A 26,310-nucleotide genomic window follows, 5' to 3' on the forward strand; every position below is an offset into this window, starting at 1 on the left:
CTTGGCAGTTCGCGGTCCACGGCCTTCGCCGCAACTACACAGTCTTACACCCGACCCGGCGTGCCGCCTGTCACAACCACCGGAAAGTGAGACGAAACATACACTTTGAAGCTGCTGCGCCTGAGGGCAGACGACGACGGCAGGCGGTCCAGAAGACTGCCTGCCGTCGTCGTGTTCCAGACCTCGGGACCGCCCTAGTGGGCGGCGGCCACGGCACCCTCCCGGGCAACCACCTTCGGGTCCGTGAGTTTCTTGTTCGGCAGGGCGAACGTGATCAGGAAGGCGATGCCGGTGAGCACGGCGGCCGTGAGCATGACGGCGTCGATCGACTGCGCGAAGCCCTCGGTGATGGGGCGCGTCAGCGTCGCGTTGGCGGTGTGCAGCCAGCTGGTGTCGTTGAGTGAATCGTTGCTGGCGCCGTTCTTGAAGAACTCGTAGAGCTGGGCGTTGGCCGGGTCGGCGGCCACGGCCGGATCCTTGAGCACCTTGAGGTAGTCGGCATTCTGCGCGGCGTCCTTCATGCCCGTGGCGATCTTGTCCGCCGCGAGGCTGAAAAGCATCGAGATGAACACGGCCGTGCCAACCGCGCCGCCCATGGAGCGGAAGAACGCGGCGGAGGAGGTGCCCACGCCCATGTCCTTCGAGGGCACGGAGACCTGCATGGCCAGCGTCAGCGGCTGCATGCAGAAGCCCAGTCCCAGGCCGAAGAACACGGCGATGGCGCCGGGGACCCACAGCGGGGTGTCCACGCCGAGGGAGAGGCCCATGACGACGGCGGCCACCGTCAGCGTAGCGGTGCCAAGGATCGGGAAGATCCGGTAGGTGCCCGAGGCCGAGATGGTCCGGCCCGCTGTGATGGAGCCGGTGAGGATGCCCACGGTGAAGGTGATCATCATGAGGCCGGCCTCGGTGGGGGTCAGGCCCTTGACCAGCTGCAGGTACATGGGCAGCATTGCGATGGCGCCGAACATGCCGATGCCGATGATGAAGTTCAGCAGCGAGGACAGGCCGAAGGTGATGTTCTGGAACAGCCGGAGCGGGATCAGCGCGTAGTCGGCGGCGTGCCGTTCGGCCAGCAGGAACGCGATGATGCCCACGACGCCGAGCCCGTAGCAGAGGTAGGAGTTCGCGGAGCTCCAGCCCCAGGTGCGGCCCTGTTCGGCCACGAGGAGGAGCGGCACAATGGCCAGCGTGATGGCCGCGGCGCCCCAGTAGTCGATCTTCTGCTTCACGTGCTTGGCGGGGAGGTGCAGGTACATGAACACCACTGTGAGGGCCGCGAGGCCGATCGGAATGTTGATCAGGAACACCCAGCGCCAGCCGTCGATCCCGAGGATCGTTTCGGTGCCCGCGAAGGCGCCGCCGATCACCGGGCCCAGGACGGAGGAGATGCCGAAGACCGACATGAAGTAGCCCTGGTACTTGGCCCGGTCCTTGAGCGGCACGATGTCGCCGATGATGGTCAGTGCGAGGGCCAGGAGGCCGCCGGCGCCCATGCCCTGGATGCCGCGGGCAATGGCGAGTTCGGTCATCGAGTGGACCGAGCCGGCGTAGAGCGAACCGGCGAGGAAGATCACGATGGCGATGAGATACAGCGGGCGGCGCCCGAAGATGTCGCTGAGCTTGCCGTAGAGCGGCGTGCTCACCGTGGAGGTGATGAGGTAGGCGGTGGTGGCCCAGGCCTGCAGGGAGAGGCCGTCGAGGTCGTTGGCGATCGTGTAGATCGAGGTGGACACGATCGTCTGGTCCAGCGAAGACAGGAACATGCCGAGCATGAGTCCCACCATGACGGTGATGGTCTGACGGTGGGTCAGGACCTCTCCCGCGGCGCGCACGGAGGTGGTTTTGGACATGACTGCTCCAAGGTGAAGTGGGGGATTAAGCGGATAGTTGCTTTCAGTAACTATGTTACTGGCTGAATTGTTCCCGCCACTACCTCGGGAGAAGAAAGTCCTTACCGTTCGACCAGGATCCCGTCCGGATCGCACCAGATCATCACGCCGGGGCGGATGGCCACGCCGTCGATCTCCAGGGGCACGTCGATTGCCCCGGCGCCGTCCTTGGCGCTCTTGCGCGGGTTGCTGCCCAGTGCCTTGACCCCGAGCGGCAGCCCCGCGATGGCGAGCCGGTCCCGGATGGCACCGTTGATGACGACGCCGGCCCAGCCGTTCGCGACGGCGCTCGCCGCGATCATGTCCCCCATCAGTGCCGTGCGGAGGGAACCGGCGCCGTCGACCACCAGGACGGAGCCGTTGCCGGGAGTGGCCAGCACGGTCTTGACCAGCGCGTTGTCCTCAAAGCAGCGAATGGTCCGGACCGGTCCGCTGAAGTGCGTGTGCCCGCCCAGGGACTGGAACTGCACCGACACGGATTCCAGCTCCCCGCCGCGCTCGTCGTAAAGGTCTGCAGTATTCAGGGCGGAAGCGTTCACAGTGACTCCTTGCGTGTTAACCGGATGGCGTGGCAGAGCGGGTTGGCAGCGTGTTTCATGACCGAGACTCGCACATTGCACCCAGATCTGCCGAGTCCCGGTAGTCTGGCTGCGCACTGATACATATGCCTGATCATCAGTTCCAGGGGGAGCCATGAGCATGTCCGATACCACCGCGCCGGCGCTCGCCGAACCCGAACGCCGCGTCCGGCCTGTCTGGACGGCAGGGGTGGTGCTGGTCAACGTCGGCATCAACGCGGCATTCTTCGGCCCGCTCCAGGTGCTCCTCGGCCAACAGGCGGCAGCCTTCAGCGAACCGGACAAGGAAGCCATCCTCGCCCTCGTGACGGGCGCGGGGGCGGCCGTGTCCCTGGTGGCCAACCCCCTCTTCGGCGCCTTCAGCGACCGGACCACCGCGCGCCGGGGGCGGCGGGTGCCGTGGGTGCTCTTCGGTGCCGTCCTGGGTGCCGCGGCCCTGATCGCGCTGGCCGGCGCTCCGGGCGTTGCCGCAATGACGCTGCTCTGGTGCCTGGTCCAGGCCGGCTGCAACGGCGCCTATGCGGCCATCACGGCGGCCATCCCGGACCGCGTGCCGGTACCCCAGCGCGGCATGGTCGGCGGCCTTGCCGCCATGGGCCAGACAGCGGGAATCCTGGCAGGGGCGGTGATCGCCGCCGCCGTCGCCGGAAACTTCGCCGCGGGGTATGTTGTCTGCGCGGTGGCGCTGCTCGCCGGCGTCGTGCTCTATTACTTCAAGAACGACGACGTCCCGCTGCCTGCGCAGGCCCGTCCGCCGTTCAGCCTGGGCGGCTTTGTGCGGGGTTTTTGGATTTCCCCGGCCCGCCATCCGGACTTTGCCTGGGCCTGGCTGACGCGGCTCCTGGTGAACATCGGCAACCATATGGTCACCCTCTACCTGCTGTTCTTCCTCAACGACGCCGTCCGCGTCCGCGAAACCCAGGGTATCGAGCCCGAGTTTGGCGTCCTGATCCTCACGGGCCTGTATACGGTCATGGTGATCATCACCAGCGTGGTCGGCGGCCGGCTGAGCGACCGCCTGGGCCGCCGGAAGCCGCTGGTCATCATCTCTTCCGCCGTGATCGCCGCAGCCTCCCTCATTCTTGCCTTCGCCCCCACCTGGCCGGGTGCGCTGATCGGCGCGTCCGTGCTCGGCATCGGCTTCGGCTGCTATCTGGCGGTGGACTTTGCCCTCATTACCCAGGTGCTGCCCACGGCCCTGAACCGGGGCAGGGATCTTGGCGTCATCAACATTGCCAACTCGCTGCCGCAAGTGCTCGCCCCGCTGATCGCGTACCCCTTTGTTGCCTTCTGGGGCGGCTATGTGGCGCTGTACGTGGCGGCCGCCGTAATTGGGCTTCTGGGGGCCGTGTTCGTGGTGAAGATCAAGGGCGTGGACTGAGCCGCCCGCGTTCCGTACGGGGGGCTTCGGCGCCCCGGTCTACTCGCCGGGCCCCCGGATTCGTGGCGTATAGTGGACGGCAATTGCCGCGGCAGCGCGGTGGGCGGACCGCGCCCGGCTGCCGAGAAAAACGACCCCCGGAACGCTGCTGATGCCTGATTTTCACTCAGATCTTCCACCGATGGCCCCTCCACCCACTCTGCCCCGGCAGCGGCTCCGTTACGTGCGGATCCTCGATGTCGCCGCGGGGTTTGCCCGCAAGGGCCTGGACTCCGTGGTCCTGTCCGAGGTGGCAGCCAAGGCGGACGTGCCACTGGGGACGCTGTACCGCTACTTCCCGTCGGCCACCCAGCTGGTCCTGGCGCTGTACCGCAAGCAACTGGGCGAACTGCTCGCGGGGAGCTCGCCGGCGGCCGGCAAGGTCGCGGCCCAGGCCCTCGCGGGAGTGGTGATGGAGATCTTCCACATGCGCCTGATGCAGCCCGCCGTGGAGCAGTCCCTCAACCGGGCGGTCTACGTCAAGGACAACGACACAACGCGGCTGCTGCGCGAGATCGATGCGACGGCCGAGAAGGCAGTGACTGCGGCGTGCGGCGACCCGGCCGTGGCCCGGGTCCTGCTGCTGACGGTTACGGGCCTGGTCCAGGCCGTCCGCTGCCGCCGGCTGTCCCTCTTCGAAGCGGAGGAGGACCTGAAGAAGGCCTGTTCCCTCCTGCAGCGGGCCCCGCAGGCCGCGTAACTGGTCTAGACCAGCGGTCCGGAATGTGCCCTCACGCGTGTGATCCGGATCACATATTCTGGTGAAGAAACGTTTCACCAAGGGGCGGTAACGCTCCCGGCGGGCGTAACGGGTGCGATGTCCTGTTTACCATTGCTGGACCGGAGCCGGCTGACGCCGGCAATTCGGGGAAACACCGGCGACCGCCACCTCTGGTCGCCGCCGCCCCTGCCAGACCAACTTGAGCATCCTTGCTTGAGCTTCCATGAGCCGTGTGCCCACGGTGAGCCCCAGGAGACAACGACGTGTCCACTGAAACGATCATTCCCGCCGATTCCACCTCCCCGGCTGAGGCAGTAGCCGTGCTCAGCGACGAGGAAATCTTCGCATCCCACGAGGGCGGCAAGCTGTCGATTTCCAGCACCGTCCCGCTTGCCAGCAAGCGCGACCTCTCCATCGCCTACACCCCCGGTGTCGCCCAGGTCAGCCGCGCCATCCACGCCAACCCGGAGCTCGCCAAGACGCTCACGTGGGCACAGCGCCTCGTGGTGGTGGTCAGCGACGGCACGGCCGTGCTGGGGCTGGGCAACATCGGCGCCAGCGCCTCGCTGCCCGTGATGGAGGGCAAGTCCGCGCTGTTCAAGGCCTTTGGCGAACTCGACTCCATCCCGCTGGTCCTCAACACCACCGACGTCGACGAAATCATCGAGACTCTTGTCCGGCTGCGCCCCAGTTTCGGCGCGGTCAACCTTGAGGACATCGCCGCGCCGCGCTGCTTCGAACTCGAGGAGAAACTCATCGAGGCGTTGGACTGCCCGGTCATGCACGATGACCAGCACGGCACCGCCGTCGTGGTCCTCGCCGCCCTGACCAACGCCGCCAAGGTGACCGGCCGGACCCTCGACAGCCTGCGTGTGGTGGTCTCCGGCGCCGGGGCCGCCGGGATCGCGGTCGCCGAAATCCTGCTGACGGCCGGGATCGGCGACGTCGTCCTCCTGGACTCCCGCGGCACCATCAACAAGGACCGCGCGGACATCGCCGCCGATCCGGCCAGCAAGAAGGCCCAGCTCGCCGCCCGCAGCAACCCGCGTGGCGTGACAGGCGGCCCGGGGGAGGCGCTGCTCGGCGCCGACGTGTTCGTCGGGGTCTCCTCTTCGAAGCTGGACGAGGAGCACCTCAAGCTGATGAACCACAGCTCGATCGTGTTCGCCCTGTCGAACCCGGACCCGGAAGTCCTGCCGGAGGTCGCGACCAAGTACGCGGCCGTCGTCGCCACCGGACGCAGCGACTTCCCGAACCAGATCAACAATGTCCTGGCCTTCCCCGGCATCTTCCGCGGCGCCCTCGACGCCGGCGCCCGCCGGATCACGCCGGCCATGAAGCTCGCCGCGGCCCGGGCCATCGCGGAACTGGCCGAGGATGACCTTTCCACGGACTACATCGTGCCCAGCCCGCTGGATCCGCGCGTGGCCCCGGCTGTCTCCGCGGCAGTCGCCGCGGCGGTGGCCGCCGAGTAGCCGGACCGCGTCAGAAATCATCCGACACCGGACGACGACGGCGGCGCTTCCCTGAGGGGGAGCGTCGCCGCTGTCGTTCCTGGTAGCGTCCGGGCCCGGCCATAGACTGGTGCGATGAACCCCGAGATTGTCGTGACAGTGCTCTGCGGCCTCGCCATCGTGGTGGGCGTTGCCGGGACGATCATTCCCGTTCTGCCCGGCAGCATCCTGATCGGGGCGAGCCTGCTTGCCTGGGCCCTGTGGGGCGGCGCCGGGACCACCGGTTGGGTGGTCTTCGGGATCGGTATGCTTTTCGTTCTGGCCGGCATGGCCGCCAGCACCGTCCTGACCGGCCGGAAGCTCAAGGAGCACAGCATCCCGAGCCGTTCCGTGGTGGTGGGCCTCGTGCTGGGCGTGGCCGGCATGTTCGTGATCCCCGTGGTGGGGCTCTTTGTGGGCTTCGCCGCCGGGCTCCTGCTCAGCGAGCTGCAGCGGACCCGCGTGTTCGGCACAGCAGTGGCCTCGAGCTGGGCCGCGCTGAAGGCCACGGGCCTGGGCATGATCGTGGAATTCGGCCTCGCGTGCCTCGCCGCGAGCACCTGGGTGATCGGGCTCTGGGTGGCCTCGGCGGCCTAGCAGCGGCCTGCCGGAGCCTATTACCATGGGGGAATGAGCGCCGGACTTGGCGAATCCGCCCCCCACATTCCCGACGGCCGCATTCCCCCTGGCCAGCTTGCTGACGGCGAACGTCCCGACGGCCAGCGCAGGCCGTACACGGACACCCGCGACTTGACGCCGTTCCGCAAGGTAGTGGTCCGGACGCCCGTCCGCGGCCTGGCCGGCACAGTGGGCGGCGCGGTGGCCGGACTCATGGCGGGCCGGGCACCCGGGACGCTGGCCGCCGAAGGCGGGGTGCCGCGGCTGGGCAGGGTGGGGGGCCGGACCTCGGCCAAGAGGATGAAAGCCGTGCACTCCGCCGTCTTCGGCAGCACCGACCCTGACCGCCTGATAACCCTGGCCCGCTCCTACCCCGGCTGGGCGGGGGTGTGCTACCTCATGGCCGGGCTGCTGGCGTACGCCCATGGCGGGCACCTGCGCGCGTCCGAACTCCTGCAGCACGGCCTGAGATTGCGGAACGACGAGGACGCCAACCGCTACGCCGGCGAGTACCTGGCCGGCGTGGTCACCAGGGTGGAGGTGGCCGAGCGGATTGAGGTTCCGGTGCTCTTCTCCGAGGAGGCCGTGTTCCTGGCGCTGTCCCATTCCCTGCGCGAGACGGGCCAGACGGAGGCGGCTCTGGCGGCGCTGGCCGGCCTGCCGCCGTCGTTGCCGCTCGCCCTGGCGCGCTGTTCGCTGGAGGCCGAGCTGGGACGCGACGTCGACGTGGTGGCAGAGACCGAGGGCCTGCTGAACGCGGACGATCTGTCCGCGGCGCTGCTGCTGGTGCGTGCCCGGTCGCTGCGCAGGCTCGGCGCCTACACCGCTTCCCGTTCGGCCCTGCAGGAAGTCCTGCGGCGCCGGAAGACTGATTTCACCCTCCGCAGCGACGCGCTGACGGACACCGCCCTGCTCCTCCTCGAGGCGGGCCGCAAGACCCTCGGCGGCCGGGACTGGCAGCGCCACAAACCTGCACAGCTGGAGGCCGTGAAAGCCATTCGCAAAGACGCCGAAATGCACGAACTCTGGGACCGCGAATACGGGCGCGCTGACGACGACTGACGGGCTTCCACGCCCGATCGCGGCCAAATCCACGTATCTACTACTCTTGCGGCCCCCTGGGGTGCGGAGTACAAACGAGGCATGAGAGATGCGGTGGAGCGCTGGATGCAGCACTACATCACAGCGTGGACGACGAACGATCCGGAGGACATCCGGGCGCTGTTTACCGAGGACGCCATCTATGCGACCAACCCCCAGGAAGCCGAACCGTGGCGGGGCCGGGACGATATCGTGGAGCACTGGCTTGCCGGGCGTGATGAGCCGGATGACTGGATGTTTGAGTGGAAGCTGCTGGGGGTCGACGGCGGCCGGGCGTTTGTGCAGGGCCTTACGACGTACCGCGGCAACAGCCGGAGCTATGACAACCTGTGGGTCATCCAACTGACCGCGGACGGCCGCGCGTCGTCCTTCACCGAGTGGTACATGCAGCGCAAGTAGCCCCTAGGCGGATTCGCGCCCTCACCCGCGCGTCATGGCGCTGACAGCGGGCACGATCTGCTCGCCGAGCAGCAAGGCGCCCAGGGCCAGCATGATGATCCCGCTGGCCAGCGTCACTTGGCGCGCTGCGCCCGGCCTGGCCTGCAGCAGTTTCCGCGCCAGGAGTGCCACACAGCTGTAGATGACGCCCACGAGCAGGATGAAGGTCAGCCCGAGCAGACCCGACTGGACCGGAACCGGCCACGCGGCGTCAGGGCTGACGAACTGCGGCACCAGGGCCACGAAGAACAGCAGGCCCTTGGGATTGATCCCACTGATGCCCATGCCTTGAAGGAAAACCCGGAACTGGCTCGCGGGTGTGGCGGCTCCGGGAGCAGCGGTGCCGGTGCTGAAGCTGGCCCCGCGCCAGGACCGCAGGGTGCTGAAGCCCAGCCACAGCAGGTAGAGGGCGCCCGCCGCCGTCAGCCAGCCCAGCACGCCGGGCATCCCGGCCAGCAGTGCCGCCAGTCCCAGCACCAGCAGCGCCGTGTGGAGGGCGTAGCCACCGCAGAGCCCGGCGACGGCGGGCGCGAAGCTGCGCTGCCGGAGCCCGGCCGCGATCGAATAGGCCCAGTCGACGCCGGGGGTGCATGCCAGGGCGACGGCGACAACCAGGAAGGCGAGGAAAAGCTGGGGGTTCATGGCGGGCTCCAGGAGTGCGGCACCCCGTGGCGGGTACAAGAAAAACTCTAGGCAAATTCGGCCGCGAAGTGCTCGCTTATTTACTGGTGAATCACCGCTATTGGGTAACATAATTGCGTGATTGACGCCATTGACAGAAGTATTTTGCGTTACCTCAAATCGGACGGCCGGATGACTGCCACGGCCCTGGCGGCCAAGGTGGGGTTGACCGTGGCTCCGTGCCATCGCCGGCTGCGGGATCTGGAGGCCGCCGGGATCATCCGGGGCTACCGGGCGGATATTGATCCGGCCGCGGTGGGGCTCGGTTTCGAGGCGATCGTGTTCGTGACCCTGCGCCAGGTGGACCGTTCCACCATGGAGATCTTCGAGAGCCGGGTGGCCGGCAATCCCAACATCGTCGAGGCCCAGCGGCTCTTCGGGTCGCCGGACTACCTGCTCAAGGTCATCGCGGAGGACCTGCCCTCCTACCAGCGTTTCTACGACAGTGAACTGACCTCGTTGCCCGGCGTCGAGCGCCTGACGTCAACGCTGGTCATGAAGAACCTGAAGGCCAACGCCGGGCCGCCGGTCTAAAGCGGCCGCCTGCTCAGGCGCCGAGCAGTCCCGTGGTCCGGTAGGGAATGACCTCGCGCAGGAACATGCTCGTTGAGGTCCGGACGATTCCGGGACACAGCCGGATTTCCTCGGACACGCGGTAGAGATCGTCCGGGCTCTTGGCCACCACCCGGATCAGGAGATCGGTATCGCCGGCCGGGGCATGGCATTCGAGCACTTCCGGGATGTTGCGCAGGGCGGCGATTGCCTCGTTGAGGTGGCTCTGGTCCAGTTCCGCGCTGACCGCGGCCGCCACGCCGCGGCCCAAGGCGGACGGCAGCACCCGGCTGCTGTTCGGCCGGAGCGCGCCCGACGCCGACATCCGCTCCAGGCGGGACTGGACGGTGCCGCGGGCCAGGCCCAGCTTTTGCGCCAGCACCATGACCGGCACGCGGGGATCTTCGTCCAGCGCGGCGAGGATCCGCCGGTCCGTCGCATCGAGCTCCTGCAAAATGACCACTTCCTGTTCGCGGCCCGGGCTGTGGTTGATCAGATTGACCACTCTGGGGCCGGTCCGTTGCACCAACTGTAGGGCTTCTGCTCAAATGGTGACAACAAGGGGACGAGGCCACCGCCACGATCCCGAAGGCTACGGACATCCCGGCACACCACCCGGACCCCGGACGAGGCTCCCGCAAGGAACCAGCCGCTGATTGACTCTTGTTCACGCATCGTCTTTCCGCACAACGCACTCGCGGCAAGAGCCCCTGAGCCACCGACGTCGGATTTCCCGAAGTCATCGGTAGCTGAGGGGCTCTTGTGCTGCTCCACATAGGCTAGTCACATGACCTCAGCTGGCCGCTTCGCCCCCAGTCCCTCCGGCGAACTGCATGTGGGCAACCTCCGGACGGCCATCCTGGCGTGGCTGTTCGCCCGGTCCGGGGGGCGGCGGTTCCTGCTGCGGGTGGAGGACCTGGACCGTGCCCGGGCCGGCGCCGAGGCCGAGCAACTCCGCGACCTGGCGGCGATCGGCGTGAGCTGGGACGGCGGCGTCGTGCGCCAGACGGAGCGTGAGCACCTGTATGACGGGGCGATCGCGGAGCTGACGGCGGCCGGCCTGACGTATGAGTGCTTCTGTACCCGCCGCGAAATCCAGGAGGCCCCCTCGGCACCGCACGCTCCGCTGGGCGCCTACCCGGGAACGTGCCGGAACCTCAGCGGTGCCGAGCGCGAGGCCAAGCGGGCCACCCGGCCGCCGGCTGTCCGGCTCCGCTCCACCGTGGCTGAGGTGACGGTGTGGGACGTGCTCCACGGCAGTTACACCGGGGTGGTCGACGACTTCGTGCTCCGGCGCAACGACGGCGTGACCGCCTACAACCTGGCCGTGGTGGTGGACGACGCCGCGCAGGGCATCGACCAGGTGGTCCGCGGCGATGACCTGCTGCCGTCCACGCCGCGGCAGGCATATTTGGCGTCGCTTCTCAATATGCCTATTCCGGAATATGCGCATGTGCCGCTGGTACTGAACGCCAACGGTGCCAGGCTGGCCAAGCGCGACGGCGCCGTCACGCTCGCCGACCTGGCGTTGGCCGGGGTGGGCGCGGACCAGGTCCGGGACACTTTGCTGGACTCCCTTGGCCTCCCGCCGGGCCGCCTCGACGATGTCCTCACCGCCTTCGACCCGGCCGCCCTGCCCCGCGAGCCCTGGGTGTGGCCCGGGGTGCCGGGAGCGCACAAGGGGGCGCATCCGGGAACCGGCCTCCGGGCAGGGACGGACAGCCGCGGCGCGTAGGCTGGATTCATGACCGAGTCCGCACACCCCCAGCCCCGCTTCACTGTCGAGACAGCCAAGGTCCTGGCCGAGGTGGCCCACAACCGCCAGAAGGACAAGCTCAAGCGGCCGTACCGGGAGCATGTGCTCGCCGTCGGGGACGCCCTGGCAGACTTCGACGACGACATCCGGATCGCCGGGTACCTCCACGACATCGCCGAGGACACCCCGATGACGCGGCAGGCGCTGTTGGACATGGGGGTCTCCGAGCGTGCCGCGGACATCATCGAACGGGTCACGAAGCGCCTGCATGAGAATCCGGACGACTACCAGGCCGGCATCCGGTACATCGCCGAGGACCACGACGCCACGCTCGTGAAGATTGCCGACAACGCGCACAATTCGCTGCCCGAACGGGTCAAGGCGCTGGCCGAAAAGTGGCCGGACAAGCCCCCGGTCACCCGCTACGACGATGCCCGCCCGGTGCTCTACGCCGCCGTTCCTGTCGAGGAAACCCGGAAAATCCTGGCCCGGATCAATCCCTGGCTGTTGAACGAACTCGACGACATGCTCGATGAGGCGGACGACACGGACTACGAATTCCTCTCCTACGACGCCCCGACAGCAGACGCGGCAACGACCGTAGCAGCAGACGCGGAAGCTGCGCCGGGCGATGCTCCGGCCGGCGACACCGGGTCCGCACGGGACTGAGCATGCGGGCCTACGTCCTCACACGCTACGGCGGCCCGGACGCCATGGAACTCCGGGATGTTCCGGATCCCCAGCCAGGCCCGGGCGACGTCCGGATCAAGGTCGCCGCGGCCGGGCTGAACCCGGTGGACTTCAAGTTCCGCCGGGGCGCGCTGCGGCCCATCAGCCATGTCCGACTGCCGATCGTTGCCGGCTGTGAACTCGCCGGGACGGTCGACGCAATCGGACCCGGGCCCAACCGCTTTTCCATCGGCGACCGCGTCTACGCCCGGGTGGACAAGGCCAGGCTTGGAGCCTTCGCCGAGCAGGTGTGCGTGCAGCAGGAATTAGTGGCGGCCATGCCGGCGTCGCTCGGATTCGCCGAGGCCGCAGGACTGCCGCTGGCCGGGCTCACTGCGCTGCAGGCCCTCCGCGATGAACTTGCCGTGGGCCGCGGCACCTGGCTCTTCATCTCCGGCGGCGCCGGCGGGGTGGGAACACTCGCCATCCAGCTCGCCAAGTATCTCGGCGCCCAGGTCACCACCACGGCGTCGGCCCGCGGCGAGGCGCTGGTGCGCCGGCTGGGGGCGGACGCCGTCATCGACTACAACCGGGATGACTTCTCCAGGGTACTGCACGGGTTCGACGCGGTCCTGGACCTGGTCGGTGGCGTGACCCTCAGGGATTCCTTCCGCATTCTTCGGCCCGGCGGCAGGGTGGTATCCATCGCCGGCGTTCCCGAGCCGCTCACCGCGACGAAAGACCTGGGCTCGCCGCCGGTGATCACCGCCGCGTTCTGGCTGATGAGCACGGGCATGCGCCGCCGCGCCCGCAAGGCGAAAGCCATCTACCGTTACCTGTTCATGCACCCCAGCGGGGATGATTTGCGCACCCTGGCGGCCCTCGTCGACGCCGGCCACGTGCAGCCGGTCATGGACCGCACCTACCCGTTCGCGGAAATTGGGGGAGCCTTTGCCGCGCTCGAACAGGGCCACGCCAAGGGCAAGATCGTCGTCACCCTCTAGCGGCTCCTGGCTGCCGGGCCCGCCACAGCAGGCCGATGTAGACCAGGTCAAAGACGCTGCAGAGCACCCCCACGCCCAGGATCAGGGGCGAGTTGCCGTACCAGCCCAGCGCGATCGTGGGCGCGAGGGTGCCGATCCATTTGGCCACGGCGATCAGCAGGGTCTGGCCGCGGGTGCCGGCCCGGGCGGCGAACATGGCGATGAACAACCCGGACATCAGCAGGTTCTGCAGGAACGCCGCGTAGCGGGCCGCGTCGTCCCAGCCGAACTGGACGACGAACAGCAGCTGGACCGCGAAGGACGTGACGCCCAGCAGGAGCGCCCAGCCGATGAACAGCCGCCGCGTCACCCAGGCCGGCAGCTCGGAGCGGCCGAAGTTCAGGAAGGTGTACACAATCACGACGTCGGCCAGTCCCCACGCGATATTGAAGACCCCCTGGGTGGTGATTCCGGTCGCGATGGAGCGCGTGGCGTAGATGGCCTCCCAGGCGAAATTCAGGGCTAGCGCGGCGGCCGGGATCGCGTAGCTCCGGTCCTTGAAGCCGATCCGGATGGCATCGACGTAGACCACGGTCCAGGCCAGGCCGCTCACGACCGTCAGAAACAGGATCACGGTCCCTCCTCGCATGCACAGGCGTCAATTTGTGCCGACACAGCGAGCATATCGATGGCTGGCAGAGGCCGCTCAGCGGAAGGTCAGGGAGCAGCAGACGGCCCCGTTGCAGCGTGGCCGCAACCTTTGAAGTTCTAGGCTTGCGGCCAGGACGAAGACGTCTGTTTCCCATGAGGAGTAACCATGACTGTTTATGTCCAGCCCGGCAAAGAAGGATCCAAGGTCCAGTTTAAGGACCGCTACGAGAACTGGATCGGCGGCGAATGGGTGGCTCCTGCTACCGGCCAGTACATCGAGAACGTCTCCCCGGTGAACGGCAAGCAATTCACTGAGGTGGCCCGAGGCGCAGCCGCCGACGTTGAGCTGGCGCTTGATGCCGCCCATAAAGCCGCACCCTCCTGGGGCAAGGCCTCGGCCACCGAGCGCGCCGCCGTCCTGAACAAGATCGCCGACCGCATCGATGCGAACCTGGAGATGCTCGCCGTCGCCGAATCCTGGGACAACGGCAAGCCGATCCGCGAAACCCTCAACGCGGACATCCCGCTCGCGGCGGACCACTTCCGCTACTTCGCCTCCGCCATCCGGGCCCAGGAGGGCAGGCTGTCCCAGCTCGACGAGGACACTACGGCCCACCACTTCCACGAGCCGCTCGGCGTCGTGGGCCAGATCATTCCCTGGAACTTCCCCATTCTCATGGCGGTCTGGAAAATGGCTCCGGCCCTGGCCGCCGGCAATGCCGTCGTCCTCAAGCCCGCGTCTAATACCCCGGCCTCCATCCTGGTGCTGGCCGAGCTCATCGCGGACCTGCTGCCCGCCGGCCTGCTGAACATCGTCAACGGCTTCGGCTCGGAGGTCGGCAAGCCGCTGGCCTCCAGCCCGCGTATCCGCAAGATCGCCTTCACCGGCGAAACCTCCACCGGACGGCTGATCAGCCAGTACGCCAGCGCCAACCTGATCCCGGTCACGCTGGAGCTCGGCGGCAAGAGCCCGAACATCTTCTTCAACGACGTCGCCGACACCAATGACGCGTTCTACGACAAGGCCCTCGAGGGCTTCACCCTGTATGCCTTCAACCAGGGCGAAGTCTGCAGCAGCCCGTCGCGCGCCCTGGTCCAGGAAGACATCTACGATTCCTTCATGGCCGACGCCGTGGCCCGCACGCAGCAGATCATCCAGGGCAACCCGCTGGACACCACCACCCAGATCGGTGCCCAGGCGTCTGTAGGCCAGATGGAGAAGATCCTGTCCTACATCGACATCGGGCTCCAGGAGGGCGCCAGGATCCTCGCCGGCGGGAACCAGGCACAGCTCGACGGAGACCTGGCCGGTGGCTTCTACGTCCAGCCGACCATCTTCGAGGGCAACAACAAGATGCGGATTTTCCAGGAGGAAATCTTCGGTCCTGTCGTGTCGGTGGCGCGGTTCAACGACTACAACGACGCCATCAGTATCGCCAACGACACCCTCTACGGCCTCGGCGCCGGCGTCTGGTCCCGCAACGGAAACGTCGCCTACCGCGCCGGCCGTGAGATCCAGGCCGGCCGAGTGTGGGTCAACAACTACCACGCCTACCCCGCCGGTGCCGCGTTCGGCGGGTACAAGTCCTCCGGCATCGGCCGCGAGAACCACGCCATGATGCTGGACCACTACCAGCAGACCAAGAACCTGCTGGTCAGCCACTCAGAGAACAAGCTCGGCTTCTTCTAAAGGCCCTTGACGCACCCCTTTCAACGACGGCACCACGAAGGACTCACAAATGACGAGAATGTTGATTATTGGCCCGCCCGGATCCGGCAAAGGCACCCAGGCGGAACGGATTTCCGAGCGCCTCGGCGTCGTTGCGATCTCTACCGGCGACATCTTCCGAGCCAACGTCAAAGGCGGAACGCCGCTGGGGCTGGAAGCAAAGCAGTACATCGACAACGGCGACTTCGTCCCGGACAGCGTGACCAACAAGATGGTGCGGGACAGGCTGCTGCAGGAAGACGCCACGTCAGGCTTCCTGCTGGACGGCTACCCGCGCACCACATGCCAGGTTGACGAGCTGGACGACATTCTGGCGGCCGGAGACCAGGTTCTTGACGTCGTCCTGCAGTTGACTGCCGACGACGAGGAACTGGTCTCCCGTCTCCTGCACCGTGCCAAGGAAACCGGGCGGAGCGACGACAACGAGGCCGTGATCCGCCACCGGCTGGACCTGTACCACGGGCAGACGGAAGCTGTGGTGGCGAAGTATGCCGAGCGCGGCATACTGGCCCAAGTTGACGGCTTGGGCGGGATCGACGACGTCACAAACAGGGTGATACGGAGCCTGGAACATCCCGTTCAGACCTCCGTCGTGAGCGGACGCTAGCACTGACGACGACGGCGGCGCGGCCCACCACGGTGGGCGGCGCCGCCGCCGGACAAACAGGCCAGTCAAACACTGCCGACGAACCCCTATCGGAACGAGCCGGCTATTTCTTCAGTGACTGGGCGATCTGGGCCATGACCGTGTTGTCYGCCAGGGTGGTCGCGTCGCCAACTTCGCGGCCTTCGGCGACGTCCTTGAGCAGGCGGCGCATGATTTTGCCGGACCGGGTYTTGGGCAGTTCSGGGACCACGAGGATGATCTTGGGCTTGGCGATCGGGCCGATTTCCCTGGCCACGTGGTTGCGGAGTTCCTGGACGGTCGCGTCGCCGGAGTCCGTGGCGTCGGCGCGSAGGATTACGAAGGCGACGACGGCCTGGCCGGTGGTCTCGTCCGCGGCTCCGACGACGGCGGCTTCCGCGACCGCGGGGTGGGAGACGAGGGCGGACTCGATTTCGGCGGTGGAGAGGCGGTGGCCGGAAATATTCATCACGTCATCGACCCGGCCCAGCAGCCAGAAGTCGCCGTCCTCGTCCTTCTTGGCGCCGTCGCCGGCGAAGTACATGGTTTCGAAGCGGGACCAGTACGTGTCCTTGAACCGCTCCGGGTCGCCCCAGATCCCGCGCAGCATCGCAGGCCACGGTTCRCGGATCACCAGGAAGCCGCCGTGGCCGTTGGGTACGGATTCGCCGAGTTCGTCCACGACGTCCGCGGCGATGCCCGGCAGCGCGACCTGGGCCGAGCCGGGCTTGGTGGCCGTGACGCCGGGCAGCGGGGCGATCATCTGCGCCCCGGTCTCGGTCTGCCACCAGGTGTCCACGATCGGCGCGGGGTTCTGCTTCCGTTCGCCGTTCTTGCCGGCGTTGGCGCCGATGACCTCGCGGTACCACATCCAGGCTTCGGGGTTGATGGGTTCGCCGACGGAACCGAGGACCCGGATCGAGGAGAGGTCGGACTTGGCCGGGATGTCCTTGCCCCACTTCATGAAGGTGCGGATCGCGGTGGGGGCGGTGTAGAGGATGGAGACCTTGTACTTCTCCACGATTTCCCACCAGCGGCCCTGGTGCGGGGAATCCGGSGTGCCCTCATACATGACCTGGGTGGCGCCGTTGATCAGCGGGGCRTAGGCGACRTAGGARTGCCCGGTGATCCAGCCGACGTCGGCGGTGCACCAGTAGACGTCGGTCTCCGGGTGGAGGTCAAAGACCGCCTTGTGCGTGTAGGCGCCCTGGGTGAGGTAGCCGCCGGTGGTGTGCAGGATGCCCTTGGGCTTGCCCGTCGTGCCGGAGGTGTAAAGGATGAAGAGCGGGTGTTCGGAGTCGTGCCCGACGGCGGTATGCTCGGCGGACGCGGCGCCGACGGTGTCCGCCCACCAGTGGTCCCGGCCCTCGTGCCAGTCCACGGCCTGGCCGTTGCGCTTGACCACCACGACGTTCTGCACGGTGTGTCCGGTGCCGTCACCCTCGTGGGACAACGCGTCGTCGACGGCGGGCTTGAGCGCGCTGGGCTTGCCGCGGCGGTACGTGCCGTCGGCCGTGACCACGAGCTTGGCCTCGGCGTCGTCGATCCGGGAGCGCAGGGCTTCGGCGGAGAAGCCGCCGAAGACCACGGAGTGGATCGCGCCGATCCGGGCGCAGGCCAGCAGGGTGATGACGGCCTCGGGAATCATGGGCAGGTACACGGCCACCCGGTCGCCCTTGGCCACGCCGAGGGACTCGAACGCGTTCGCGGCCTTCTTCACCTCCTCGGTCAGCTGCGCGTAGGTATAGGTGCGGGTGTCGCCGGGCTCGCCCTCGAAGTAGATGGCCACCCGGTCCCCGTTGCCGGCCTCGACGTGCCGGTCCAGGGCGTTGTAGGCCGCGTTGACCTCGCCGCCGACGAACCACTTAGCGAACGGCGGGTCGGACCAGTCCAGCGCCTGGGTGAAGTCCCTGGACCAGCTCAGCAGCTCCCGGGCCTGCTTCGCCCAGAAGGCGGGACGGTCGGCGTCGGCCTCGGCGTAATCGGCGGCGGCGACCACTGCGTTCGCGGCGAACTCGGCGGACGGCGCGAAACGGCGGTTCTCCTGCGACAGGTTTTCGAASGCRTCGCCCTGGGGCATCTGCGTGGCCATGGAGCCGGGTGTCTGCTGGGACATGGTGAACCTCATCATTCATCGATCCGGGCTGCGCGGCCGTGCCCGTCACCGTCGCGCCGGGCCGCTTGCGCGACGTCGGGCGGCGGCAGACGGCGGCAGTGCCGCTAGCGCTGTCTGGCATCAACACTAATACTTGGGTCCGACCAAACGTGCGCCCCGTCACAAACAGCTCCGTGAGCGGTGTTCGTTAAGCGCCGAGTGGTCTGTCCCGGGCGCCGGACGGCGGGCCGGGGCAAGCGTCCGGGATTCGGAAATCTGGGGAATTCTGCTGCGTCCGCCCTCGGCTTGTCAGCTAGTGATCGGCCATTCACTTGGCTAGGCTGAGATGAAGTTGTGACATCCGATGGAGGCGACCGGACCGCTTGCGGTCCTGTCCTTGCCTGCCGTTAGACGGCGCTGTCCAGGGTGCCGCCATGCTAAGGAGATACGGAATGAACGAGCAAGACAACGGGCAGCTCCGGGCGCCCGCCCAGAACCAGGGTGGAACGGCGCAGCCGGGGCCCGCCGGGTTCGGGGACGCGCCACGCTTCACGGTGGACAAAAAGACCGGGAAGAAGAACGAAGCCGTCCTCGGCCCGTTCACCATCCGTGACCTCACCGTTTTCGGCTCCACGCTGCTTCTTTTCATCGCCTCACTGATTCCGATGTTTGCCTTCGCCTATAACCTCTGGAACCTGGGCAGCCTCTTCTTCCTGGGCCTGGGCATCGTTCTGCCGCTCATTGTCACCGCGTTGTTTGTGGCCCGCCACCTCAGCCCGTCGACCAAGATCCGGATCGGATCCCTGTCGATCGACCAGTTCGCGTCCGTTGTAGCGTCCTTCACGCTGGCCTTCTTTTTCCTCGCCGCCGCCGGGGCGTTCGTGCCGAGCATGTTGATCGCGCTCCTGGGCGCTTTGGGGCTCTTCGCCGCCACGGTGCTGGGCCGCTGGATCCCGTTCTTTGCCGGCGACTTCCTGGGCCGGGAGGACGCGTCTGCCCACGTGGTTGCCCGCGAAGCTGTTGTCCCGGTGCGAAAGCCCCGGGCACCGAAGGCGCCGAAGCAACCGAAGCAACCGAAGGAATCCAAATTGACCAAGGACGCTGCGGGTGCGGGTGCAGCCGGGGCGGGCGGCTCTCTGGCGGCCGCATCCGGCCCGGTTGCGTCCGGCCCGGTCAATTCCGGGGAGGCTGCTTCCGGCGCGGCCGCGGGGTGGGCCAAGCGTCCGGCCACCGGCAGCCAGGCGGCAACCACACCTGCCGGGACCCCTGGCGGGGCATCTTCGGCGGGTGCGGCGTCCGCGGCAGCCCCCAGCGCTGCGGCCGGTGCACCGGAGACCCAGATCTCGGGCGTTGTGCCGGCCGCCGGCGCGGCTGCGCCGGCATCTACTGATTCATCGACGGCCCCGACGCAGGCCCCGGCTCCGGAGTCTGCTCCGCCCGCCGCGGACAAGACCCGGACCGCCGGCGTCCCTGCCGCCGGTGCCGGTGCCGGTGCCGCCGCTGGTGCCGCTGCCGCTGGTGCCGCTGCACAGTCCGCTCCCGCCGCGGAACAGACCCAGGCCGCCGGCGTGCCGGCCGCCACCGGCGGCAGTGCCCCCACTACAGTCAACCCCCAGGTCCGGCCGCAGGAACAGGTCCGGCCGCAGGAACCCATCGGCGCGACCGTTGATCCCGCCAGCCGGCCCGCGGAGGACGATGTCCACCCCGTGCACGAGGCCTTCTGGTTCGCCGTCGCGCAGCCCCGCACCGCCGTCGATGTGCGCACCGGTGCCCCGGCGTTCGTCATTGAACCCGGCGGCTGGGTCCTTGCCCTGGAGGACCGCGGCAACGAGTTCCTGGTCCAGCACACCGACGGCCGGCTCGGCGTTTTGCGGGACCTCAGCAACATCGAACGCGGTTAGTCCGCCGCCGTGACCACGGAATCCGGCAGCGCGGTACCCGGCACCCCGATCCCGGGGAGCGCCAAGCCGGGTGCGCCGCGGGCGTCGCGGGAGTCAATGCTGGCGCTCAAGCGCCGCGCGCGCCGGATCAACCGGGAACTCGCGGAGCAGTACCCCTACGCCCACGCGGAGCTGGACTTCCGCACGCCGTTCGAACTCGTGATAGCCACCGTGCTGTCCGCGCAGACCACGGACGTGCTGGTCAACCAGATCACGCCCCTGCTGTTCGCGCGCTACCCGGATGCGCGGCGGATGGCGGAGGCGGATCCGGCCGAGCTGGAGGCCATTATCAAGCCCACCGGCTTCTTTCGCGCCAAGGCCAGAAATCTCCTGGCGCTGTGCACCCGGCTGGTGGACGAGTACGACGGCGAGGTGCCGGGCCGGCTCGCGGACCTGGTGACGCTGCCCGGCGTCGGGCGGAAAACCGCGAACGTCGTGCTGGGCAATGCCTTCGGCATTCCGGGCATCACGGTGGACACCCACTTCGGCCGGCTGGCCCGGCGCTTTGGCTGGACCGAGTCGGATGATCCGGTCCGGATCGAGTCGGACGTCGCTGAGCTGTTCGAGCCGAAGGACTGGACCATGCTCTCGCACCGCGTCGTCTTTCACGGCCGCCGCGTCTGCCATTCCCGCAAGCCGGCGTGCGGCGCCTGCGCGGTGGCCAATTGGTGCCCCAGCTACGGCATGGGGGAAACCGACCCGGAGAAGGCAAAGAAACTGCTGAAGTACGAACTCGCCCCGGGCCAGGAACAACTGTTGGCCCGGCTGCTGGCCGAGACGCACCGCGCCGCGGAAATCCGGATGGAATCGCAGAGGAAACAGCCGTGACCGCGCGCCAGGACCTCGTCGACCTCGTTGCCGCGGTGGAGGCGGGCACGGCGCCGGCCCCGGATCCGCGGTGGCGGGAACTCGCCGTCGAACCCGGGGAGCGGGTCCGTAGGGCAGCGGTGCTGATGCTCTTTGGTGCGCTGGACAACGTCCCCGCGGTGTCGGAGAAGTTGCTGGCTCCGGCCGATTTGGACGTGCTGCTCCTGCAGCGGGCCCAAACGCTGGAGGACCATCCCGGGCAGGTGGCGTTTCCCGGCGGCGGCATCGATCCGGGTGAGTCCGTGGTGGACGCGGCCCTCCGCGAGGCGGAGGAGGAGACTGGCCTGAACCCTGCGGGGGTGGACGTACTCGGCGTAATGCCTGAACTGGCCCTGCCCCGGGGCAATTTCCTGGTGACACCGGTCCTGGCCTGGTGGGCTGCCCAGTCGCCGGTCCGGGTGGTCGACTACGGTGAATCCGCGCAGGTGTTCCGGGTCCCGGTCAGGGACCTGCTGGACCCGGACAACCGGGTGATGGCCACGGTCAGCCGGGCCGGCCAGACATTCCAGAGCCCAGCCTTCACCGTCAACGGCGTCGTGGTGTGGGGTTTTACCGGGATGATCCTGAACCAGCTTTTTGAACAGCTGGGCTGGGCCGTGCCCTGGGACCGCGCGCGGCTCTACGGGATTGATGTGTGAAGCCCGCACGGCGCCGACCTGCCGGCCGGTCCGCTCGCTGGCAGCCACCGGGCTGCCTGCCTGGCAGCAACGGGGTTGCGGCCACCTAGCCGGCAGCCACCGGGCTGCCCGCCAAGGGAGCCATCGCCCGTCCTCCCGACCTGCTGGTGGCGACCCGCCGGTGAGCACCGGAACGATCCACAACCAGGCCGGTCGCGGCGTTCTCGCGCACGGCGTTGATGCCCGCCGCCGCGCTCTTGATGGAGCTGAAGAGCGGGGACACGGCCACTACTGTGCCATCCGCTGCCGTCAGCCTGAAGAAATATGCCTTGTCGCCAGCCTGCGCGATCTCAAAAATGCCAGCCAAACCGCTGCCTCCCCAATTTCCTTGCGTCGTTGCAATAGCCGGCGGATCGTACGGGAATTTCGCCGGCCTTTCCGAGGGTAGCCCGGTGACGGAGCGCACACAACGCTACCGACGGGTACGTTACAGGCGGTGACTTCGGTCGTTCATTTGGCGTTGTCGTACGAGTCCACGACGGCCACGCTGACCGGAAATTCGACCGGAATCCGGCCGAACAAAAGCTCCTTGGCGGCAGTAGCGGAGTCCTCGATCGCCTTGATGCAATCTGGGACTGCGATTTCGGGGCAGTGCACCATCACCTCGTCGTGGAGGAAGAACACCAGTTCGCCGGCGGCTGCGCCTTCCGCCCGTATGGCGCGAAGCCTCCGTCGCAGTTCCGCGAGCCAGCATGCCGCCCAGTCAGCGGCCGAGCCCTGGACCACAAAGTTCCGGGTGAAGCGGCCGCGCGAGCGTGCGATCGAGTCCGCCCGGCGCTGTTCTTCAGCGGTGGTGGAGTGCTGGCTCTGCAGCCAGCGCTCCGACGGCGGTGGGCTGCTCCGGCCTAGGCGCGAAGTCACGGTCCTGCCGGCTTCGCCGTCGCGGGCAGCCTGTTCGACGAAGCCCACGGCGCGGGGGTAGGTGCGGGCCAGCTGGGGCATCAGCCGGCCGGACTCGCCCGTGGTCGCCCCGTAGATGGCCCCAAGGAGGGCCACCTTCGCCTTCGCCCGGTCGCCGCCGAAGCCTTGGGCGGCAATGCCGGCATAGAGGTCCTTGTCCCGGGCGGCCTCGGCCATTTTGGAATCCTGGGCCAGCGCCACGAGCACACGCGGTTCCAGCTGCGAGGCGTCGGCAACGATCAGTTTGTGGCCGGGATCGGCGTGGACCGCGCCGCGGACCTGGCGCGGGATTTGCAGCGCCCCGCCGCCCCGCGACGCCCACCGGCCCGAGACCACGCCGCCCACCACGTACTCAGGCTGGAACCTGCCGTCCTTCACCCAGGTATCAAGCCACGCCCAGCCGTTTGCCGCGTGGAGACGGGCCAGTTTCTTGTAGGCCAGCAGCGGCACGATCACGGGGTGGCTGGATTCTTTCAGCTCCCATTGGCGGGTGGTTTTCACTTCGATGCCGTTGCGGTGCAGGGCGCGCATGAGCTCCTGCGGGGAGTCCGGATTCAGCGCCGGCGACTTCAGCAGCAGCCTCAGTTCGGCCGTGAGCGATTCGAGTTTGGCCGGCCGCTGGCCGGGAGCCGGGCGACGTCCGAGGTGCTCCGCGAGAATCTGCTCGTGCAGTTCCTCCCGCCACGGGACGCCGGTGTGCTGCATTTCGGCGGCGATCATGGCTCCGGCGGATTCGGCCGCGAGCAGCAGCTGGAGCCGTTGGCGCCGGCCGGGGTCAGTGACGACGACCGTGCCGGAGGCGGTTCCGGGCGCAGGTCCCGCCTGGCGAAGGGCCTCCTGCTGCGCGGCGTACTCGGCCCGGAGAGCCTCAAGGGATTGGCCGGGTCGGTGGCCGGAGGCCGGGGCATCAAACAGGGCCCCCTGTTCCGGCGGCGGGGCAGGAGGCTGCAGTCCCCGCGATGGCTGGTGCAGCTCGTCGTCCTGGGTCAGCTTCTCCGCCGCCTGCGCGTAGCCGGTGTGGGCGGTGAACTCCGAGTGGGCCAGGATCGAACCGCACAAGGTGAGGTCGTAGCAGCGCTCGAGTTCCACCCCGGCGCGCAGCAACGCGGGATACCAGTCCTGCGTACGGTGCCAGATCCAGCGCGGGTGCCGTTCCTCAAGCTCGCGCACTAATCCGGCGAGGTCGCCGGGCCTGACCACGCGGGGTTCCGGATTGGAGGGTTCGGCGGCGCCATCGGCCGTGAGGTGCTGCAGTGCCGCGCCGTCGGCGTGGGCAGCGAGCAGCAGATACATAGGATCAATTCTGCCCTGCTCCGGGACGTGGTCCGTGCTCGGTCCCCGGCCGCGGTGCAGGAAAGACGCCGGACTTGTTCACATAGCCCACGACGGCGGTTCCGTTGCGGTCCCGGCCCGGGCACAGTGGCAGCATGAACAGGCACCAGCACCATGGTCCAGGCTCACCGCCACCGCGGGCGCATGAGCCCTGGACCCCCGGGGATTCCGCGGAAATCCTGCTGGTAACCGGCGCCGATGTGCTGCGCAGCGAGGTGGAACGCATCGTCGCAGCAGCCGGGGGCCAGCTGCGGACGGTGCAGGACGTTGCCGAGGCCGCGCCGTTCTGGGACGCCGCGGCCGCCGTGTTGGTGGGTAGCGACATCCGCGGGTTGCCACCCCGGCAGAGGACCCCTGCCGTGATGCTCGGCCTCGAAGGTGACGGAGAAGGGTTATGGCATCTGGCCGCCGCCATCGGGGCCGAACGCGTCGCGGTGTTGCCGGACGCGGCCGCCTGGCTGGCGGAATACCTGAGCCGGTCCCGCGCCCCGGAAGCCGGCGGACTGGTGCTGGGTCTCACCGGCGGCTGCGGCGGTGCCGGGGCCACGACCGCCGCCATCTGGATCGCGCAGGCCGCCGCCGGGGCCGGGATCCGGGTTCTTCTGATCGACGGCGACCCCCGGGGCGGGGGCCTGGAACTGGCGCTGGCCGCCGAGGAAACCCACGGGCTCCGCTGGCCGGATCTGGCCGGGGTGAGCGGCAGTATCGACCCCGCCCAGCTGGAGGAGTCGCTGCCGGTCGCCGGTGGATTCTCCTTCCTGTCGTGGCCGGGAACCCGTGACAAAGCCGCCGGGGTGGACGCCACCACCGTGGCCGCGGTTCTTGACGCCGCGCGCCGCGGCTGCGAATTGGTGGTGCTGGATATCGGCCGGGAACGGGATGCTTTGCGGGCCTTCGCCGGCGAATGCGACCGGATCATCGTCGTGGCGCCCGCCCGGCTCCGGGCCGCCGTCGCCACGGCCTGGCTGCTGCAGGAGCTTCCACCCGTGGACACCGCGCTCGTGGTCCGGGCCAGTCGCGGCGCCGCCTTGGATGCGCCGCTGATCGCCGGCTCCGTGGGGCTTGTCCTTCAGGGCATCATGCCGGACATCAAGGATCTGGCCGGGGCAACGGAACTCGGCCGCCTTCTCGAAACCGGCCGGCACCGCGCCGTCCGCCGGTTCGCGGCCGGACTCCTTGAGCTGAACGGCGGAGACGACTCATGAGTGCCCACGCGGCTGAAGAACCGGCCGGACCGGAACGTCCGGCCCGGCGGGCACCGGTCCGCCGCCGCTCGCAGGGACTTCTCGACCAGACGCTGCTGGAGTCCGTGCGCGAGTCCGTCATGGCCGATGCCTCCCCGGTGACCCCCTCAAGGGTCGCGGCTGCGGTCCAGGCGAGCGGGCGGCTGCTCGGCACGGCGGGCGCCCTGGCCGCAGTGGAGAGCATCAGCGCGGAATTGAACGGCCTGGGCCCCCTGCAACCGCTCACCCGTGATCCCGCCGTGACAGACATCTTTGTCAACGGGCCGGACTCGGTCTGGTTGGACCGCGGCCGCGGTCTGGAAAAGGCTCCGGTCGTCTTTTCCGGGGAACCGCAGATCCGGGCCCTCGCCGCGAGGCTGGTGGCGGCCGGTGGCCGCCGCCTGGATGACGGTTCGCCGTGCGTCGATGTCCGGCTCGACGGCGGCTACCGGGTGCACGCGGTGCTGCCGCCCATTTCCACGGCCGGGACGCTCCTGAGCGTGCGGATCCGCCGGGCCGCGGTCTTCTCCATGCCCGAGCTGAAGCGCGCCGGCATGTTCGGGGCCGGGACGCCCGGGAGCCTGGTCCAGTCCGTGCTCGAACGCATGGTGGCGGCCAGGCTGAGCTTCCTCATCAGCGGGGCCACCGGTTCGGGGAAGACCACGTTACTGGCGACGCTGCTGGGATTGTGCCACCCCGGGGAGAGACTCGTCCTGATTGAGGACGCCGCAGAACTGAATCCTGTCCACCCGCACGTCGTCTCGCTGGAATCCCGGCACGGAAACCTGGAAGGAGGTGGCGCCGTCGACTTGGGCGAACTGGTCCGCCAGGCCCTCAGGATGCGGCCGGACCGGCTGGTGGTGGGCGAATGCCGCGGCGCCGAGGTCCGCGAGCTGCTCTCGGCGATGAACACCGGACACACCGGAGGCGGCGGGACCATCCACGCCAATGATGCGGCGGCTGTGCCTGCCCGACTGGCGGCCCTCGGCGCGCTCGCCGGCATGGGCCAGGAGGCCGTACGGCTGCAGGTCGCCAGCGCGATCGACGTCGTCGTGCACGTCGAGCGGACCGAATCGGGCCGCCAGGTGGCGAGCGTTGGAATCATGGAGGTCCAAGTCTCGGGCCTGGTAGTCGCCGCCGCACTGGAGATCCAACAGGGCCAGCTCCGCTTCGGCGGAGCCTGGCCGCTGCTGGCGCGCCGTCTCGGCCTGGATCCCGGGTTGGCCGGGGCGGACCCCTCCGGACTGCAGGCGGCCCCGCTGGAAGGACGGCCGCCGGGTTCCGGCCGCGAATCCCTCCAGCCCTGGACGCGGCGATGACGGTCTTCCTCCTCGTCGTTTTGGTTCTGGCCGTGTGGCTGGCCTTTCCC

Annotated in this window: 25 protein-coding genes; 17 read left to right on the forward strand and 8 right to left on the reverse strand. The window is 68.3% G+C overall.

Annotation, left to right across the window (positions count from 1 at the left end):
• Positions 1-194 precede the first annotated feature (194 nt).
• Together AC1DZV_RS03850 and rraA are read right to left on the reverse strand one after the other, a co-directional pair.
• Complete coding sequence (locus AC1DZV_RS03850; RefSeq protein WP_476951612.1) at positions 195-1,853, reverse strand: MDR family MFS transporter; 1,659 nt, start codon at positions 1,851-1,853, stop codon at positions 195-197.
• A gap of 101 nt (positions 1,854-1,954) precedes the next feature.
• Positions 1,955-2,431 carry a ribonuclease E activity regulator RraA gene (rraA, locus tag AC1DZV_RS03855; protein WP_476951611.1) on the reverse strand — a complete coding sequence of 159 codons (477 nt, stop codon included), beginning with the start codon at positions 2,429-2,431 and terminating at the stop codon, positions 1,955-1,957.
• Between the two features lie 154 nt (positions 2,432-2,585).
• Between rraA and AC1DZV_RS03860 the strand changes: the two genes are divergently transcribed.
• The 6 genes from AC1DZV_RS03860 to AC1DZV_RS03885 all read left to right on the forward strand — a co-directional run bounded on the left by AC1DZV_RS03860 (position 2,586) and on the right by AC1DZV_RS03885 (position 8,222).
• Positions 2,586-3,851, forward strand: a complete 1,266-nt coding sequence (locus AC1DZV_RS03860) for an MFS transporter (protein ID WP_476953006.1) — start codon at positions 2,586-2,588, stop codon at positions 3,849-3,851.
• 181 nt (positions 3,852-4,032) lie between these two features.
• Entirely contained in the window at positions 4,033-4,590 is a 558-nt protein-coding gene (locus tag AC1DZV_RS03865; protein WP_439954085.1) for a TetR/AcrR family transcriptional regulator, read from the forward strand.
• A 302-nt stretch (positions 4,591-4,892) separates the two neighbouring features.
• Positions 4,893-6,086 (forward strand): NAD(P)-dependent malic enzyme, encoded by a 1,194-nt coding sequence (locus tag AC1DZV_RS03870; RefSeq protein ID WP_476951692.1) that lies wholly within the window; start codon positions 4,893-4,895, stop codon positions 6,084-6,086.
• 114 nt (positions 6,087-6,200) lie between these two features.
• Positions 6,201-6,701, forward strand: coding sequence for a DUF456 domain-containing protein (locus tag AC1DZV_RS03875; protein ID WP_243178055.1), 501 nt, complete (start codon positions 6,201-6,203; stop codon positions 6,699-6,701).
• A gap of 33 nt (positions 6,702-6,734) precedes the next feature.
• Complete coding sequence (locus AC1DZV_RS03880; RefSeq protein WP_476951609.1) at positions 6,735-7,784, forward strand: hypothetical protein; 1,050 nt, start codon at positions 6,735-6,737, stop codon at positions 7,782-7,784.
• An 81-nt stretch (positions 7,785-7,865) separates the two neighbouring features.
• Positions 7,866-8,222, forward strand: coding sequence for a nuclear transport factor 2 family protein (locus AC1DZV_RS03885; protein WP_476951608.1), 357 nt, complete (start codon positions 7,866-7,868; stop codon positions 8,220-8,222).
• 21 nt (positions 8,223-8,243) lie between these two features.
• Here the strand turns inward: AC1DZV_RS03885 and AC1DZV_RS03890 are convergent, their stop codons facing one another.
• Positions 8,244-8,903: a LysE family translocator gene (locus AC1DZV_RS03890; protein WP_476951607.1), complete on the reverse strand. Its 660-nt coding sequence runs from the start codon at positions 8,901-8,903 to the stop codon at positions 8,244-8,246.
• Positions 8,904-9,020: 117 nt separating this feature from the next.
• Here AC1DZV_RS03890 and AC1DZV_RS03895 point away from each other — a divergent pair, with 117 nt between their 5' ends.
• Positions 9,021-9,476 (forward strand): Lrp/AsnC family transcriptional regulator, encoded by a 456-nt coding sequence (locus AC1DZV_RS03895; protein ID WP_079555658.1) that lies wholly within the window; start codon positions 9,021-9,023, stop codon positions 9,474-9,476.
• A 13-nt stretch (positions 9,477-9,489) separates the two neighbouring features.
• On the opposite strand, the gene AC1DZV_RS03900 is transcribed toward AC1DZV_RS03895, so the two are convergent.
• Positions 9,490-9,948 carry an Lrp/AsnC family transcriptional regulator gene (locus AC1DZV_RS03900; RefSeq protein WP_176803545.1) on the reverse strand — a complete coding sequence of 153 codons (459 nt, stop codon included), beginning with the start codon at positions 9,946-9,948 and terminating at the stop codon, positions 9,490-9,492.
• 333 nt (positions 9,949-10,281) lie between these two features.
• On the opposite strand from AC1DZV_RS03900, the gene gluQRS reads away from it, so the two are divergent.
• Genes gluQRS through AC1DZV_RS03915 form a run of 3 tightly spaced genes read left to right on the forward strand, consistent with a single transcriptional unit; the run spans position 10,282 to position 12,923 of the window.
• The gene (gluQRS, locus tag AC1DZV_RS03905) at positions 10,282-11,229 is read left to right on the forward strand and encodes a tRNA glutamyl-Q(34) synthetase GluQRS (protein WP_476953007.1); all 948 of its coding nucleotides are present in this window, start codon (positions 10,282-10,284) and stop codon (positions 11,227-11,229) included.
• 9 nt (positions 11,230-11,238) lie between these two features.
• Complete coding sequence (locus AC1DZV_RS03910) at positions 11,239-11,919, forward strand: HD domain-containing protein (protein WP_476951605.1); 681 nt, start codon at positions 11,239-11,241, stop codon at positions 11,917-11,919.
• Positions 11,920-11,921: 2 nt separating this feature from the next.
• Entirely contained in the window at positions 11,922-12,923 is a 1,002-nt protein-coding gene (locus AC1DZV_RS03915) for an NADP-dependent oxidoreductase (RefSeq protein WP_476953008.1), read from the forward strand.
• On the opposite strand, the gene AC1DZV_RS03920 is transcribed toward AC1DZV_RS03915, so the two are convergent.
• Complete coding sequence (locus AC1DZV_RS03920) at positions 12,913-13,536, reverse strand: transmembrane-type terpene cyclase (protein WP_476951603.1); 624 nt, start codon at positions 13,534-13,536, stop codon at positions 12,913-12,915. The genes AC1DZV_RS03915 and AC1DZV_RS03920 overlap by 11 nt on opposite strands.
• 183 nt (positions 13,537-13,719) lie before the next feature.
• Here AC1DZV_RS03920 and exaC point away from each other — a divergent pair, with 183 nt between their 5' ends.
• Both exaC and AC1DZV_RS03930 read left to right on the forward strand, forming a co-directional pair.
• Positions 13,720-15,243 carry an acetaldehyde dehydrogenase ExaC gene (gene exaC, locus AC1DZV_RS03925; protein ID WP_476953009.1) on the forward strand — a complete coding sequence of 508 codons (1,524 nt, stop codon included), beginning with the start codon at positions 13,720-13,722 and terminating at the stop codon, positions 15,241-15,243.
• Positions 15,244-15,301: 58 nt separating this feature from the next.
• Entirely contained in the window at positions 15,302-15,889 is a 588-nt protein-coding gene (locus AC1DZV_RS03930) for an adenylate kinase (protein ID WP_476951691.1), read from the forward strand.
• A gap of 103 nt (positions 15,890-15,992) precedes the next feature.
• Here AC1DZV_RS03930 and acs read toward each other — a convergent pair whose 3' ends face one another.
• Positions 15,993-18,023, reverse strand: coding sequence for an acetate--CoA ligase (gene acs, locus AC1DZV_RS03935; protein WP_476953010.1), 2,031 nt, complete (start codon positions 18,021-18,023; stop codon positions 15,993-15,995).
• A 431-nt stretch (positions 18,024-18,454) separates the two neighbouring features.
• Here acs and AC1DZV_RS03940 point away from each other — a divergent pair, with 431 nt between their 5' ends.
• From AC1DZV_RS03940 to AC1DZV_RS03950, 3 genes are all read left to right on the forward strand, one after another.
• On the forward strand, positions 18,455-19,903 hold the full coding sequence (locus AC1DZV_RS03940) for a hypothetical protein (RefSeq protein ID WP_476953011.1): 1,449 nt from the start codon (positions 18,455-18,457) through the stop codon (positions 19,901-19,903).
• Positions 19,904-19,999: 96 nt separating this feature from the next.
• Positions 20,000-20,770, forward strand: coding sequence for an endonuclease III (nth, locus tag AC1DZV_RS03945; RefSeq protein WP_028278262.1), 771 nt, complete (start codon positions 20,000-20,002; stop codon positions 20,768-20,770).
• Positions 20,767-21,447 carry an NUDIX hydrolase gene (locus AC1DZV_RS03950; RefSeq protein ID WP_079555481.1) on the forward strand — a complete coding sequence of 227 codons (681 nt, stop codon included), beginning with the start codon at positions 20,767-20,769 and terminating at the stop codon, positions 21,445-21,447. Before nth ends, AC1DZV_RS03950 begins: the two co-directional genes overlap by 4 nt.
• Before the next feature lie 85 nt (positions 21,448-21,532).
• Here AC1DZV_RS03950 and AC1DZV_RS03955 read toward each other — a convergent pair whose 3' ends face one another.
• Entirely contained in the window at positions 21,533-21,793 is a 261-nt protein-coding gene (locus AC1DZV_RS03955) for a YegP family protein (protein ID WP_052355126.1), read from the reverse strand.
• Between the two features lie 143 nt (positions 21,794-21,936).
• On the reverse strand, positions 21,937-23,679 hold the full coding sequence (locus AC1DZV_RS03960) for a bifunctional 3'-5' exonuclease/DNA polymerase (protein WP_476953012.1): 1,743 nt from the start codon (positions 23,677-23,679) through the stop codon (positions 21,937-21,939).
• Between the two features lie 134 nt (positions 23,680-23,813).
• Here AC1DZV_RS03960 and ssd point away from each other — a divergent pair, with 134 nt between their 5' ends.
• Together ssd and AC1DZV_RS03970 are read left to right on the forward strand one after the other, a co-directional pair.
• On the forward strand, positions 23,814-24,923 hold the full coding sequence (gene ssd, locus AC1DZV_RS03965) for a septum site-determining protein Ssd (RefSeq protein ID WP_476953013.1): 1,110 nt from the start codon (positions 23,814-23,816) through the stop codon (positions 24,921-24,923).
• Positions 24,920-26,260 carry a TadA family conjugal transfer-associated ATPase gene (locus AC1DZV_RS03970; protein ID WP_476953014.1) on the forward strand — a complete coding sequence of 447 codons (1,341 nt, stop codon included), beginning with the start codon at positions 24,920-24,922 and terminating at the stop codon, positions 26,258-26,260. Before ssd ends, AC1DZV_RS03970 begins: the two co-directional genes overlap by 4 nt.
• Positions 26,261-26,310: the final 50 nt, after the last annotated feature.

The organism is Arthrobacter sp. P1_D12 (assembly GCF_056406175.1).